The organism is Herbiconiux sp., from assembly GCF_023264895.1.
In the GTDB taxonomy this organism is placed as follows: Bacteria; Actinomycetota; Actinomycetes; order Actinomycetales; family Microbacteriaceae; genus Herbiconiux.
In genome coordinates, this window is sequence record NZ_JAHFUY010000017.1 from 87,818 (window position 1) to 101,319 (window position 13,502).

Annotated in this window: 13 protein-coding genes; 6 read left to right on the forward strand and 7 right to left on the reverse strand. The window is 65.4% G+C overall.

What is annotated here, in order from left to right; all coding sequences use genetic code 11:
• Nucleotides 1-196 precede the first annotated feature (196 nt).
• Nucleotides 197-1,285 (forward strand): LLM class flavin-dependent oxidoreductase, encoded by a 1,089-nt coding sequence (locus Q0D57_RS02355; RefSeq protein ID WP_291037501.1) that lies wholly within the window; start codon nt 197-199, stop codon nt 1,283-1,285.
• A gap of 23 nt (nt 1,286-1,308) precedes the next feature.
• Here the strand turns inward: Q0D57_RS02355 and Q0D57_RS02360 are convergent, their stop codons facing one another.
• Nucleotides 1,309-3,204 carry a cell wall-binding repeat-containing protein gene (locus Q0D57_RS02360; protein WP_291037504.1) on the reverse strand — a complete coding sequence of 632 codons (1,896 nt, stop codon included), beginning with the start codon at nt 3,202-3,204 and terminating at the stop codon, nt 1,309-1,311.
• Nucleotides 3,205-3,282: 78 nt separating this feature from the next.
• Between Q0D57_RS02360 and Q0D57_RS02365 the strand changes: the two genes are divergently transcribed.
• A complete protein-coding gene (locus Q0D57_RS02365) occupies nt 3,283-3,855 on the forward strand; it encodes a TetR/AcrR family transcriptional regulator (protein ID WP_291037507.1) in 573 nt (190 codons plus the stop codon).
• 39 nt (nt 3,856-3,894) lie between these two features.
• On the opposite strand, the gene Q0D57_RS02370 is transcribed toward Q0D57_RS02365, so the two are convergent.
• The 4 genes from Q0D57_RS02370 to Q0D57_RS02385 all read right to left on the reverse strand — a co-directional run bounded on the left by Q0D57_RS02370 (nt 3,895) and on the right by Q0D57_RS02385 (nt 6,797).
• Nucleotides 3,895-5,193, reverse strand: a complete 1,299-nt coding sequence (locus Q0D57_RS02370; protein ID WP_291037510.1) for a GNAT family N-acetyltransferase — start codon at nt 5,191-5,193, stop codon at nt 3,895-3,897.
• Between the two features lie 142 nt (nt 5,194-5,335).
• Nucleotides 5,336-5,620 carry a GNAT family N-acetyltransferase gene (locus Q0D57_RS02375; protein WP_291037513.1) on the reverse strand — a complete coding sequence of 95 codons (285 nt, stop codon included), beginning with the start codon at nt 5,618-5,620 and terminating at the stop codon, nt 5,336-5,338.
• Nucleotides 5,621-5,639: 19 nt separating this feature from the next.
• Nucleotides 5,640-5,822: a hypothetical protein gene (locus Q0D57_RS02380; protein ID WP_291037524.1), complete on the reverse strand. Its 183-nt coding sequence runs from the start codon at nt 5,820-5,822 to the stop codon at nt 5,640-5,642.
• Nucleotides 5,823-5,828: 6 nt separating this feature from the next.
• Entirely contained in the window at nt 5,829-6,797 is a 969-nt protein-coding gene (locus tag Q0D57_RS02385; protein WP_291037528.1) for a manganese catalase family protein, read from the reverse strand.
• A 150-nt stretch (nt 6,798-6,947) separates the two neighbouring features.
• Here Q0D57_RS02385 and Q0D57_RS02390 point away from each other — a divergent pair, with 150 nt between their 5' ends.
• From Q0D57_RS02390 to Q0D57_RS02405, 4 genes are all read left to right on the forward strand, one after another.
• A complete protein-coding gene (locus tag Q0D57_RS02390) occupies nt 6,948-7,181 on the forward strand; it encodes a hypothetical protein (protein WP_291037531.1) in 234 nt (77 codons plus the stop codon).
• Nucleotides 7,182-7,625: 444 nt separating this feature from the next.
• Nucleotides 7,626-8,906: an Eco57I restriction-modification methylase domain-containing protein gene (locus Q0D57_RS02395; RefSeq protein ID WP_291037535.1), complete on the forward strand. Its 1,281-nt coding sequence runs from the start codon at nt 7,626-7,628 to the stop codon at nt 8,904-8,906.
• Nucleotides 8,903-9,988, forward strand: coding sequence for a DUF262 domain-containing protein (locus Q0D57_RS02400; RefSeq protein ID WP_291037545.1), 1,086 nt, complete (start codon nt 8,903-8,905; stop codon nt 9,986-9,988). Before Q0D57_RS02395 ends, Q0D57_RS02400 begins: the two co-directional genes overlap by 4 nt.
• Nucleotide 9,989: 1 nt before the next feature.
• On the forward strand, nt 9,990-10,952 hold the full coding sequence (locus Q0D57_RS02405) for a hypothetical protein (protein ID WP_291037548.1): 963 nt from the start codon (nt 9,990-9,992) through the stop codon (nt 10,950-10,952).
• 294 nt (nt 10,953-11,246) lie between these two features.
• Here Q0D57_RS02405 and Q0D57_RS02410 read toward each other — a convergent pair whose 3' ends face one another.
• A complete protein-coding gene (locus Q0D57_RS02410) occupies nt 11,247-12,176 on the reverse strand; it encodes a hypothetical protein (protein WP_291037551.1) in 930 nt (309 codons plus the stop codon).
• 10 nt (nt 12,177-12,186) lie between these two features.
• Nucleotides 12,187-13,263, reverse strand: a complete 1,077-nt coding sequence (locus Q0D57_RS02415) for a DUF262 domain-containing protein (RefSeq protein ID WP_291037554.1) — start codon at nt 13,261-13,263, stop codon at nt 12,187-12,189.
• Nucleotides 13,264-13,502: the final 239 nt, after the last annotated feature.

The window sequence follows — 13,502 nt, forward strand, 5'->3', positions numbered from 1 at the left end:
GACCGCAGACGGGGTCTCGTCTGCTTCTCGTTTCTTATCGGCGCGCCACACAGGGCCACAGTACGTGTCGTGGCCCGGAATCCCGGGTAATCACAGGCGAGTTTCGCGATCCGGCGTGGCGAGAGCGACCTCACCGGTGGCCAGGCGGCGACTCCGGCGGAATAATCCGGGTGCGTCGCGGGCTTGAACCTGGGATATGACGAACCTCTCGGTGCTCGACCTGATCCCCGTCCGCTCCCGGCAGAGCTCCGGTGAGGCGGTGGCCGCCAGCCTCGCTCTCGTGCAGGCCGCCGAGCGGCTGGGCTTCACCCGCTACTGGCTCGCGGAGCACCACAACATGCCCGCCGTGGCCTCGACCTCACCGTCGACGCTCATCGCGCACTTCGCGGCCGGCACGTCGCGCATCCGCCTGGGCTCGGGCGGAGTCATGCTGCCGAACCACGCTCCGCTGTCGATCGCCGAGCAGTTCGCGCTCCTCGAGGCCATGCACCCGGGCCGCATCGATCTCGGCCTCGGCCGGGCTCCCGGCTCCGACCCCGTGACGTCCTACATGCTCCGCGGGCCGCGCACCACGACCGACGGCGACCCCGCCGAGACGTTCCCCACCGACGTCGAGACGGTCGCGGCGCTGCTCGGCTCGGACCGCCCGCCGGCCGACGCGCCGTTCGGTGACGACCAGCCGGGCGTGGGCCTCAACATCCGTGCGCGGTCGTACGAGCTGAAGGCCACGCCCCGCGTGACGAGCGCGCCCGAAATGTGGCTGCTCGGCTCGAGCGACTTCAGCGCCGCCCTCGCCGCGAAGCTCGGCCTGGCCTACGTGTTCGCCAACCACTTCGGCCAGCCCGGCATCGAGCGGGCGCTCGAGCTGTACCGCTCGTCGTTCCAGCCCTCCGAGGCCCTTGCCGGCCCCAAGACGCTCGTGACCGCCAACATCTCGGTGGCTGACACCGCCGAGGAGGCCGAGCGGCTCGCGCTCCCCCAGCTCATCCAGATGGCCCGCATCCGCACGGGAGGTGCGCTCACCCCGCAGCTGACCGTCGAGGCGGCCGAGACGACGGAGCTGGGGCCGATGGAGCAGGAGTCGGTGCGCGACCAGTCCCGCCGCTGGCTGATCGGCACGGCCGACGAGGTGGCCGCGCGCATCCGCTCGCTCACCGAGCAGCACGGGGTCGACGAGGTCATGGTGTCGCCCGTGGGCGGCACCCGCGAGGCCGACCCGATGACCGCTTCGCCGGCGCGCATCCGCTCGCTCGAGCTCATCGCCCCGCACTTCACCGCGCGCTGAGCGGGTGGCGCGGCCGCTCCTCGTCAGGGGCAGGCCGTGAGGGATTCGACGCCCGCGCCGAGCGAGTTCGGGCCGCCGAGCAGGGTCACGCGTTCGGCGCGGAACTTCTGCAGGTTGAGCTTGAACTCCGGCGATACGCACGTGGAGCGCACCACCACGAGCGGTGAGCTCTTGGCCCCGGCGAGCGCCGAGCCCGCGAGGGCGTCGGGGAAGTTGAGGCCCGTCGCCACGAAGACGCGCTCCCGACGCACCCCGGTGGTGTCGAAGGCGTAGGCGTCGAGGTTGATGGCGAGCGAGGCCTCGTAGCGGTCGGCGCCCGAGATGCGGCGCACGCTGATGGACGAGCCGTCGATGCGCAACCCGCTGAGCGACGACTGCAGTCCGGACGAGACCGAGTTCGGGCCACCCGCGATCGTGACGTTCCGCACCCGGAGCGTCGTCTGGAGCAGGGTGGCGGTGGCCTGGTCGACCGAGGTCGCGGGGCCGTAGACGAGCACGACGGGCCGGTTGGTCGCACCGCCGGCGCCGCTCGCGCTCAGCGCGTCGGGGAAGGTGGTGCCGGTGGCCACGTAGGCTCCGGCGTTGCTCGGACCGAAGGCCTTGGCGGCCACGGTGCGAGAGACCTCGTAGCGGTCGGCTCCACCCCACCGTTCGATGGCGACGCCGGGACGCAGTTCCCCCAGCTGCTCCACGACACGCTCGGAGATGGAGTTGGAGCCGCCGACCACGACGATCTTCTTGGGCCTCAACGAAAGCTGAATGGCGTCGGCCACACCGCGGGGGACCGTGTCGGTGCTCGTCAGCAGGAGCGGCGCGTCGAGCTTGACCGCTGCCGGGCCGGCCGAGAGCGCGTCGGCGTAGCCGCCGCCGAAGGCGAGGAATACCGTCTCTGCCCCGTTCGGATACGCCTCCTTCGCGATCGCGACGGCCACCTCGTAGCGGGTCTGGCCCTCGAGGCGGTCGACGTCGATGTGCGGGTAGCCGAACCAGTCCGTGTAGATCACCCAGAAGTTGAGGTTGCCGAAGCTCGAGCAGGCGTCGCCCTCGCTCGTGCTGTCGAGCGCGGCGGGGTTCGGCTGGTACGGCGTGTACTTGTAGAGCGCGGCCGTCGCCTTCGTGCGGATGGTGAGGGGGGCCGATCCGCAGGTCTCGTCGGGGTGGTAGCGCACCGCCGTAGGGCTCCCGATCGGGAGGCGTGGGTTCTGGAAGTCGCTCTTCAGCTGGCGCGCGGCGTTGTAGACCTGGTTGAAGAAGCCCCGGGTGGCGGGGTCGCACTCCGTGCCGTCGTCGCGGCAGTCGTAGCCGGTCGCCGCATTGAGCCGGCCCTCTGTGGGGGCCGTGGAGGTGACGAGGCCCGACTCCTTCTCGATCAGGGCGAGCAGGGCCTTCTGGCTGACGCCGCAGGCATACCCGGCCCTCGCGATGATCGTGGCCGCGGTCTGCGAGCCGCCGGTGTACGCGTTGCAGTGCGAATCCTGCGGGACGGACGGCACGGAGAACCTGTGCGGCCCCGCGAGGCACATCGAGTTCGCGCAGGCGGGCACCTTGCTCGTGAGGAACGACTGCACGCCGGCGGCGTCGAGCGCACCGCCGTTGTACATGTTCTTGTCGCTGATGATGTCGTCGGCGCGGAAGCTGTAGGTGTTGACGCCGAAGAGATTCGGCTCGGCCTCGCCTTCCGGCGGGTCGACGGTGGCGGGTGGAGTCGTGGCGTCCGCGGGGGCCGGCGTCGTCGCCTCCGGCGCGGGAGTCGTCGGCGCCTCCGGCGTCGGACTCGTCGTCGCCACCGGCGTCGGAATCGTCGTCGCATCCGGCGTGGGGAGCGGCGCCGCCGCCACCAGCCCCACCGTGAGCGAGAGACCCGCCACGACGGTGGCGGTCTTCAGGGACAGGCTCTTCCACACGCGCGTTGTGCTCACGGGCCGACCCTACAGTGATCTACACATGTTTGATAGTGCCGCCGCCTGGGAGAACGACTGTTCCCGTAAACTGGCCGGGTGAGCAGCGCAGCCGGCCTCGAGGGCGAACGGACGAGGCCCTCGGCCGCGCGCGAGCGACTGCTCACGACCGCCTCCGAGCTGTTCTACCGGGAGGGCATCGGCCGGGTGGGCATGGATCGCGTGCTCTCCGAGGCGGGGGTCCCCCGCGCCACGATGTACCGGCACTTCTCCGGCAAGGAGGCGCTCGTGGTCGCCTGCCTCGAGCGGGAGGACGCCCGGGTGCGGGCCGCGCTCACGGCCTCCCCCGATCCGGATGCCGACACCCTGCTCGTGCTCATCGCCGACGACCTCATGGGTCGCCATTCGCGTGGCTGCCCCTTCATCAACGCCGCCATCGAATACCCCGACCCCGCGAGCGAGGTGCGCCGCATCGTCACCGCCCACCGGGCGTGGTTCGCCGAGCTGCTCGAGGGGGCACTCGGCGACTCCGCCGCCTCCTCTTCAGCGCTCGCTGCGGAGATCGTGCTCCTGCGCGACGGCGCGCTCGTCGGGGGCTACCTCGACGAGCCGGCCGCCGTGCGCGCGGCGTTCCTGCGGGCGGCCCGCGCCCTCATCGACCCCGCGCGCTGACGGGGTGCGGAACGCTGCCACGCTCGCAGCGCCGCCGCCTCAGAAGTGCGTGACGCCGTACACCGGTCGCACCGGGGTCAGCAGACCGGCGAGCCGGCCGACCGCCCCGGGGGTGCGCTCCACGATCCGCCCTGCCGACGCGAGGGTGCGGGCGTCGACGGCTCCGAGGTAGAGGGAGCCGAGCACCCAGGCCTCGAGTTCGAGGTCGGGCGCGGCGGCCTCGCCGTCGGTCACGTGAGCACGCCCACCGGCGACCCGGATCCGATAGCGCCCCGTGGCGAACCCGAGGTCGTCGGCTACCTCGATGACGACCTCGCCCTCCGCACCAGGGAGGTACCCCCGCGCCTCGAACGCGGCCACGACGTCGAGCAGGCGGATCCAGAGCCGGTCGCTCCGACTCGTCGTGCGCACCGCGCGCCAGTCGGCGAGCGCCCAGCGCAGCGGGTCGTCGGCGGGAGCGGCATCGAACCGCACGGTGTCGACGAGGTCCATCGACCCGAGCAGCTCCCAGAGGCCGAGGTAGGCGCCGTCGGTCGCGGCGACGAGGTCGATCACCTCGAGCTCGGTCGTGCGCTCCCCCTCGTGCACGCGGTACGCCGCGTAGCCGTCGATCGCACCGTCCTCGCTGTAGTGCACGATGGCGCGCACAGTGTCGTCGGCCCCGCCGTTCGGCCCGGCGAGACCGGCGCTCCGGCGCCAGTACGCCTGCTGCCGGTCGACTGAACCTGGGGTGCGGGCGTGGAAGGCGGAGAAGACGCGCGGGGCGATCGAGACGAGCTCGTGCGCGTCGATGAGCTCGCAGCGCCCGGTCGTGGGAACGGTGAGACGGAAGCGGTGACCGGCCGGAACGGTGATGGAATCGACGCTGTAGGCGGTGCCGAAGCCGAAGCGGCGGTAGATCGTCGCCTCCGAGACCGTGAGCGCGGCCAGCGCGTGGCCGGCGGCGTGCGCGGCCGTCAGGTCGTCGGTCATCATGCGCCGGAGGAGGCCACGCCGGCGGTGGGTGGGGCGCACGGTCACCCCGGCGATGAGGTGCGCGGGCAGCAGCTCGGCTCCTCCCACGTTGAGGGTGTGCTCGTAGGCCGCGAAGGTGGCGACGGGCACCTCGGGTGCGAGTGCCGACTCGGGTGCCGATGTCGTGTAGACGCCGGTGAGCCGCCGGCCGTCCGCCGCGATGACGGCCGCGGCGAGATCGATCGCCTCCGCCGTCATCCGCGACTCGTGGAACCCGCGCGCCTCCGCCGCGAGCCAGTTCCGGGTGGCCTCGTCGGCCCTGCCGTCCGGGGCGGCCGCCGGGAAGGTGCGGAACTCGTACGGGTGGTCGATCTCGGTTGCCATGACTCCACGCTAACGCGGAGCGATCCGGCTCCGGCAGGTGCTGACCGGATGACCCGCGGCCGGTGAACCGTTAACGATTGGTGGAGAGGGCCGAAGCCCTCCCCACGCATGAGCATAGCAATGCCGCGCCCCTCGCCGCCACTCAGCGCGAGAGCAGCCCGGCGCGCTCCGGATGCTCGTCGAACCACTTGCCCACGTACCAGCACATGGGCACGATCCGGTAGGGCGTGTTGGCCTCGACGTCGTCGACTGCGTAGGCCACGATCTCGCCCGCGAGCCCTTTGCCGCGCTGGCGCGGGTCGGTGAACGTGTGGGTGAACGAGATGTGGTTCTCGTTCACCACGTAGTCCACGGCGCTCGCGAGGGCCCCGTCGATGCGCAGCGAATAGCGGTGCTGCTCGGCCTCATGACTGAATTCCTGTGCCATGCGCCCACCCTACGCTCGTCTAGTCGACGAGGTCTGCCGGCGACTCCGGGAGCGATTCGGACTGCTCGGTGCGGTCGCGGAGCCGATCCGACATCCCGGATGCACCCTGGCCCTCCTCGTCCTCATCTGCCTCCTTGATGAGCTCGGCGAGTTCCTCGTCGCGAGGGGCGTCGGCGGAGGGGCCTGGTTCGTTGTTCGACATGTTGTACTACTTCCCTGCGGTCTTCCCTGTGGTCGGCCCGTAGAAGGACTCGACGTCGGCGAGCTCCTGCTCGGCGGTGGCCTGGATGAGCTTCAGCAGCTCCGGGTCGAGGCCCGGGCTGAACTCCTCGAGCCGCTCGGGCGCGATGAACGACGGGGTCCCGACCGGGGCCTGCTCGGTGGCGTCGAGGTCGGTGCCGTCGTGGGAGGGAGACGCGCCCTGGAAGATGCGGCCGGCTTCCGATTCGCCCTTGAGGTCGAAGGTGAACTGCTTGCTCTGCAGGCCGAGGTCGAGGAGCTCCTTGACCTCGGGGAACTGCTCGGCGTTCGTCTTCGGGATCGGGAGGGTCTTCTTCCAGTCGACCCCGAGCGTCTCGAGCGCCTTGGCGTAGGCGTTCTCGTGGGCCTGGTCGCGCACGATCAGGTAGGAGATCGTGGAGCGGGCGGTCTTGTTGGCCGTCATCTCGTAGATGCGGCACTTCTGCAGGCGCCCGGTCGACTCGAGCATGAGGTTGTAGAGCAGGTCGAGCACGAGGTTGCCCGAGTTGTAGACGTAGCTGCCGAGCCAGGGGTTGCCCGCCGCGTCGACGGGCATCGCGCCCTGTGCGCCCACGAGGTAGTGGTGGATGTTGCTGTGGTCGAGCGCGATGTTGAGCGGTGTCGCTCCCCCGGCCCCCGGGGTGTCGAGCGGGTCGGTGAGCTTGCCCTTGTACTGCGGCGAGCCGTCGAGCAGGCGCGAGATCGTGGTGCCGATGAGCTCGACGTGGCTGATCTCCTCGGTGCCGACGCCCTGGATGAGGTCGCGGTACGGCTTCGCGGAGGGCCCGCGGAAGTTCATGGCCTGGAAGAGGTACTGCATCATCGTGCGCATCTCGCCGAACTGGCCGCCGAGCCCCTCCTGCAGTGCGTTCGCGGCGGCGGGATCCGGCTCATCCTCGGCGATGTCGTTGATCCATTCCTGAACGTGGAAATACACGGAAGTGCCTCCTCGGCGTGAAGAGCACGCACGCTGCGCGCCTCTTCCACCGTGCCCCCGGCCGCCCGCGGGAGCAGCCCCCTTGCCAAACGGCACCGCCGCATGCACCCGGCCGGCCGGTAGGCTCGGTGCATCTCTGAGGGGGGAACCGTGAACAGCACGACAGCATCCGTGATGGCCATCATCCTGCCGATCGCGGCCTACGTCGTTCTGATCCTGCTCAGCCTGGTCATCTTCTACTGGCTCGTGAAGAAGGCCATCCGCACGGCACTCGCCGACCACTACAAGACGGTCAAGCTCTACGAGGAGACAGGCGAGTGGATCCCGGGCCCCTGGGACCTCAAGACCCCGCCCCGAGGCGCCGAGACCGCCACCGACGACTGACGAACGGTGCCCCTGGAGGGACTCGAACTCGTTAGGCGGGCCCGTGACACGCGTATGAACTAGCAACTTCCGCGTATTTCCGCGGCCTTTCGATCACATCGAAAGCGCTGAATCAGGCCATCTTGAGATCGTTTGTGGGCAAAGTGTGGGCACGGAATGAGACTGGGGTCGCCTCGCTGTGCAACTGACGAAGGCTTATTACAGATTGCTCACCAGGATGAGCCTTGCGTCGCGGCACAGAGTGAGTTCCCCGGTAACGTTTGGGACGCGGGATACCCCTTCGCCGATGGTAGATTCCGCGCCAGTCGCTAGCCAGATCGATGAACCTGGACACGGCGCGATATTTGCAAACGACTCCTCAGGCACGTACCAGGATAGAGTTACTTAGTTCTATACCAGCCGCCCCAAGGAGACACGTTGGGTGATGCTCGCAAACAGGTTCCTGTGCGCGACGTCGACCGCACCCAGATATTTACGCCTCCTGACCTGGCTGACTTCATGGTTCACCAGCTCAATCTCTCAGCCGCTGGAGAGGTTGATCTCCTGGAACCGGGCGCTGGTGCAGGCGCACTAGCGGAATCCGTAATCGCCGCTAGCCCTAGGCCGCCCCGGCTCACGTTGGTCGAGCGGGACCTCACGCTTGGATCTCACTTGTCGGATCTAGTGGAGCATCACCGCTCCGACATAGCCGAGGACTCCGAGGCCCTCACCGACGACTTCTTCGCGCTCGCCCCGGCTTGGATTGCCGACGGGCGCCGCTTCACTCACATCATCACGAACCCGCCCTTCGCCCGCGTCGAGCCACAGAGTCATGTCGCGGCCGTCCTCCGAAAAGCGAACGTTCGAGCAACGAACTACTTTGCAGCTTTCCTCTGGCTTGCGTCTGATCTCCTAGCGGACGGTGGAACGATGGTCGCGGTTGTGCCGCGATCGATCCTGTCGGGGGCGCGATACGCAGCAACGCGAGCCCATATGTTGGAAGGGGCAGCGCTCGTCGCCCTCCACCACTTCACGGACCGTCGGGCAGTCTTCGAGCGTGATTCAGTGCAACAGGAAGTGGTGGTCCTCACTCTGTCTCGCGGAGCGGCGCCCTCCCACATCCGCTATTCGCAGTCGGCCACGGTGATCAACATCCCTGACGCAATTCAGTTGCCTCACCGGAGGATTCAACTCGATGCAGCTGATGGCCATGCTGTGCTGGTGCCGACTATTGTCCGCGGAGAGGTGGATCCGTCGGACGCGACCAGCTCCCTCCTACCCGACGGTGTTCAGGCGTCAGTGGGGAACGTCGTGGACTTTCGCGCGGGTGCGGACGTAGTCGTTAGGGGCGATGGCGAGATCCCTTTAGTCGGGTCCGAAATCTTCTTCACACGCACTCCCGACCTGCGGGCGCTTCGACTAAACGACCGGACGCAGCGACACGTATTCCCTCCGGGTCGCTACGTAGTCATTCGGCGTATCTCCCCCTCAGAAGCCCGCCCGCGTATTCAGGCGAAACTGGTTGTCGCTGAGGGTGACGAATTCTCGAAGGGAGTGGCTTTTGAGAATCACCTGCTGGTACTGCATGCGAACGGGAAAGGCATGACGCCCGAGACGTGTAGCGTCTTGCTTGAGCGTCTCAGCGATGCGAGGACTGAGCGCCAGTTTTGTGAGCGCGGGGGAACGACGCAGGTTAATGTCGGAGACATCCGCGCGCTCCGCTACGAGGGGAGTTCCGAAGAGTGACCGTAGACAACGACCTCTTGCTCGGACTGCTGGACCGCCAGCCGACGCTGCAAACCATTACTTGGCTTCTGAGCCTTCGAAAATTCGATCAGCTTGACCTTGATCCTCCATATCAACGCAAGAGCGTGTGGACACTTCGCGAGAAGCGGCGATTTCTCGACACCGTTCTGCACAATTACCCGAGCCCAGCTATTTTCCTCCACCGCAGCCTCGACGACGAGGGGAACCCGACCTACCACGTCGTCGATGGCAAGCAACGGTTGACCACCATCCTCGAATTCGCCGACAACAGATTGCGACTCCCGAGCGACTTCGGAGACGAGCGACTCGATGGGCAAAACTGGAAAGGGTTGGCTAACTTCGGAGCTGCACGCAAGGCATTCTGGGGCTACCAGCTGACGGTCGAGTTCATCGATGATGTGCACGAGCCTCTGGTTCGGGAGATATTCTCACGACTCAACCAGAACTCCCGCAAGCTGGAGCGCCAAGAGCTGCGCCACGCGCGCTATGACGGCTGGCTCCTCAACTTTGTCGAGCAGCAGGCGCAAGACTCCGTCTGGCGTGACCTCAAAGTGGTGACCAGGGCTCGGTCGAAACGGATGACTGATGCTCAGCTCCTACTGGAGTACTCTCAAGCGCTGATGAGTGGACACCCAGTCGGGTTTGACCAAGATTCTCTAGACGAGTTGTGCGCAAGTTACGACGATCCTGATTCGATTGATGGGTTTGACACGGACCAGTTTGAGGAGGAGTTCAGGGCTCTGGCGGCGAACATAGCAGCCCTAGTCGCTGGCCAGCCCGACCTGTTGACTGTCATCAATTCACGAAACAACTTCTACTCGGTATGGTGTTTCGCCATAGCTGCCCGTCAACGAGAGGCAGACGTTTCTGCCGAACGGCTGCACTGCTTCTTGAGGGATGTTGAGGAACTGCGAGAAGCCGAGCGCGAGAATCCTCAACGGGAGCGAAGCGGCGACGACCCCGCAGTCGCCAGCTACCTAGCGAACTCCCTTGGCGCTGCTACCGAGGAGCCACAGCGTCGCGCTCGCCACGAGGCGCTTCTATCGCTTCTCCCTAGCTAAAATGACAGTCCCCACGTCATGGCGTGAGGCGTATCGGAAGCAGGTACCCCTCGCGAGGCTCCTAAAGGCTGAGGTAGACCAGCACTTCGAAAAGGCTAGACCGGGGTGGTTCACTCACTCTCGGGTCAAGGAAGAGGAGTCTTTCCACCAGAAGATCGAAACCGGGCGCATTGAGGAGATTGAGGAGCTCGAGGACTTCTTTGGAGCGCTGCTCGTCGTTCCACTGCCCTCGGATATCGCAAGTGCGCTCGAGTTCTTGGATGAGTTCTTCGTCACGAAGTATCGCCGCCCACCGGATTCGGACCACGCCCAGTACCCCGCGTCTGCATTCCGGTTCAATGACATCCGGCTGTATGGGCACCTTCGGCCCGATGAATCTATGCCTCCGACTCCCGTCGACAACATGATTTTCGAGGTGCAAGTGCGTACCTTCTTCCAGCATGCTTGGAGCAGTGCGACACACGATCTCGTCTACAAACACCCGCGCTTCAGTTGGGCGCGAAGTCGGGTGGCGGCGCAGATCAAGGCGATCCTCGAGAGTGCAGAGATGACGATTGATTCGATCGATGCGCTCGAGAATTCACCTGTGTTGCCGCGTGAAGGATCGCCAGAGAGCGAATTGAATCTCGTCCTGGAGGTCGTAACTGGCCACTGGAACCCCGATGACTTGCCGGAGAACCTGAAACGCCTAACGGAGACGCTCTCGGATCTATGCCTGGCTTTGTCTCTGGACTCTCGCGCGCTCGACCAGATCCTCACTCGAGGAAGGGCGGAACTCGGTGGTCACCCGGATGGCTGGTCACCCTACCAGTGCACAGTCGATTACTACAGCCGATACGAAGCCGACAAGCTTCGGCGGGTGCTCAAGAAGAAGTCGCACCGTCCGAAGAGGATTTTCGTAACCGATGAAGTTCTCGATCGCCTCGGCCTGCGCCTGGAGGAATGTCAATCGGCCGCCACATGACAACCGCTCCGGACAGCGCCGTCGACACCCGAGTCATGCGTGATTCTGGATAATCGAGCTTGGGTGGCATATCAAGCCGTGAACCTAGCCGCAGGCCTTCATCGGCTGCAGGCCCTATAGGTCGCCGAGGATGACCAGTTGTCATGCCTCCTTGGAACGACACGCGGCAGGTGGCTGCGACACGCTATCATCATTCGACTTTTTGCGCAGCCGGCGCGGAGCGAAGAGACGTCGCGGAGGATTTCGATCCTGACGGTCCGATCGTGTGCTCGGTCAGGCGGAGAGCGACCCCATCTAGCCCAGACGTGGCACTTGCCATTCAAGTATGTCGGAGAGTCGGTTGCGAACAATCAGAACCTCGGCGGTGGTGCAACGGTCGGCCGCGTCGCGTATAGCATCGTGACGGTCCGGAACCACACGGACGGCCCGGACCCCGCCCTCCCTTCTTTCCGCCCATCCGCGTTGATGCTCTTCTACAAATCTCAGCGATATGCGCGTAGGTGTTGTCCAAAGCGGATCTTGCGCGAAATCGCGCTCTCCTCGGTGAAGCGCGATCGCGCCTACGGAGGCGAACGTGTCGAAGACAAGTGCAAACTTCACGAGCAACTCCGCCGCTAACGTGAGCCAAATTCCAGACACCGCGTACCCTGCGTCATGCGCAGCTCGATGCCGCTCGCCTGCGAACTCTTTCAATTGCTCGTCTAGACGGATCGGCACCCCAGAAGGATCGGCCCCTGGGTAGCCGAATCGAATCGACAGTTGTCGCGCGGACTCAGCCGGACTGGGGACGTGGAAATCCTTTAGGATCCGGAAGTAGTCAGGTGACCCCATGTTGCTGCCTCCCCACATCCATGTGAGGGGAGAGAGGTTGATCGCGCCTGAAACGGCGGCGAGGCTGGCCCCGGCAGCGGCTAAGTACGACTGTACGTCCGCAGCATCCATTCGGCGTACTTTCGCACTGGCCACCTCGACCACGTTGCGAGACGCGCGCTCCTGAAGCTTGGCGGGAAGGTCCGAGTAATGCGATTGACCAGAGTTGACGAAACTCGCGATCTCAACGAGTCTGCCCTCGACGAACGTCTCCAGCTGGTTGAAGGCAGCGACTGCGAGCCCACGCCGGATGATGGCACCTGCTGCGTCCGGTGCTCTCACCTCCGGAATGTTGAGCGCATCCCTTAGGCCCGTCGCTCCAAGAACGAGCGCGTCGCGTGCCGCCGAAGCCATGTTCGTCAGCTCAGCTAAGCGCCGCTTCGAGCGCGAACTTTTGGAGATCGATGCGAGTCCTCAAGCGCGCCGGTGTGTTCGTCGCTTGCCGGACTGCTTCCTCGAACACCACATCCTCGAAAAGGACCTCAGTGTGAATCCGCACGAGATCAGCCTTCGCGATCAACGCCCTCGACCGCTCCGGCCCCAACTCGGCGATAGCAACCATCTGAGCATCGAATAGACCTGCCAGGGCTTGATCCCGCCCCGGCCATTTGAAGGCGTCCGCACCCCACACAGCCTCGGCCACCTCCACAGACGTCTCGAACAAGCGGGAGAGGCGGCGGAGACTAGTCTCGCCGGCATCTCGCTGTTCGAGCATGAAGAGGTCCAGCGATTGGCGGATGTCGCCGGAGAAAGTGCGCCACCCGCTAGCGAGTGCGAAGAACCGGAGAACGAACTCCGCGTCCGCCATCCTTCGATAGGCGGGAGAGGAAGGCGGCACAACCTTGAGCTGCTGACGAAGGAAAGAGTTCTCAGCTAGCCGATAGATCAGATCGTTGAGCGGTCCTCTGTAAGCGACGTTACGTATCTCCTGAGCGTTCAGCACTTCGCCACCAGTATTGAGCCGCAAGAAGACTTCATGCTTCAGGACCTCGTCAGACTGGCGCAGCAATGTGGTTACTCGCAAGTTTTTCATCCCGAGCGAATTGCGGATGCCTGTTGGAAGATCCGAGTATCGCAGCCCATTTAGTCCTTCGAGACGGCTCAGATTCCGAAGGACGAGACGGTCAGCGAAGAAGGCGTCGATCGCGGTCAACCGCTGTTTGCCGTCGATCACCGCATATCGCCCAATTCTGGCTTCGTCTTCGGCCAGGTAGACCGGCGGAACCGGGATATTGACAAGGAATGACTCGATGAGTAGTGACTGTCGATCTGCCGTCCACCGGTCGCGACGCTGGAATTTTGGAGACACGTCAATCGCGCCCGATTGCACCAACTGCGCCAATGAGATCAACCCTTGGTCTGCTATCTCGACTACGGCGGCCTTTTGCGCGGCGAGGAAGTCCCGCTCGAGATTCTCCTGCGACGCTCCTGCGCGATCCATGACACACCATCTCCTGCCCGCCACCACTTTTGCGAGCCTATCGGTTCGACGAACGCTGCGGCCGCGGCAAGTCACCTGGGTCGCGGTCGCTGGCCTGCCTAACTGCAAGCTCACTCGATGTCGGCAACGCTCGAATATGAGGCCATAGCGACGGGGTGGTTTCCATCCATCGTTGCAACGTGAATCCCACTGTTGGAGGTCATGTTGTCTACTCGTCGCATCCCGAAGGGTCCTGGGCG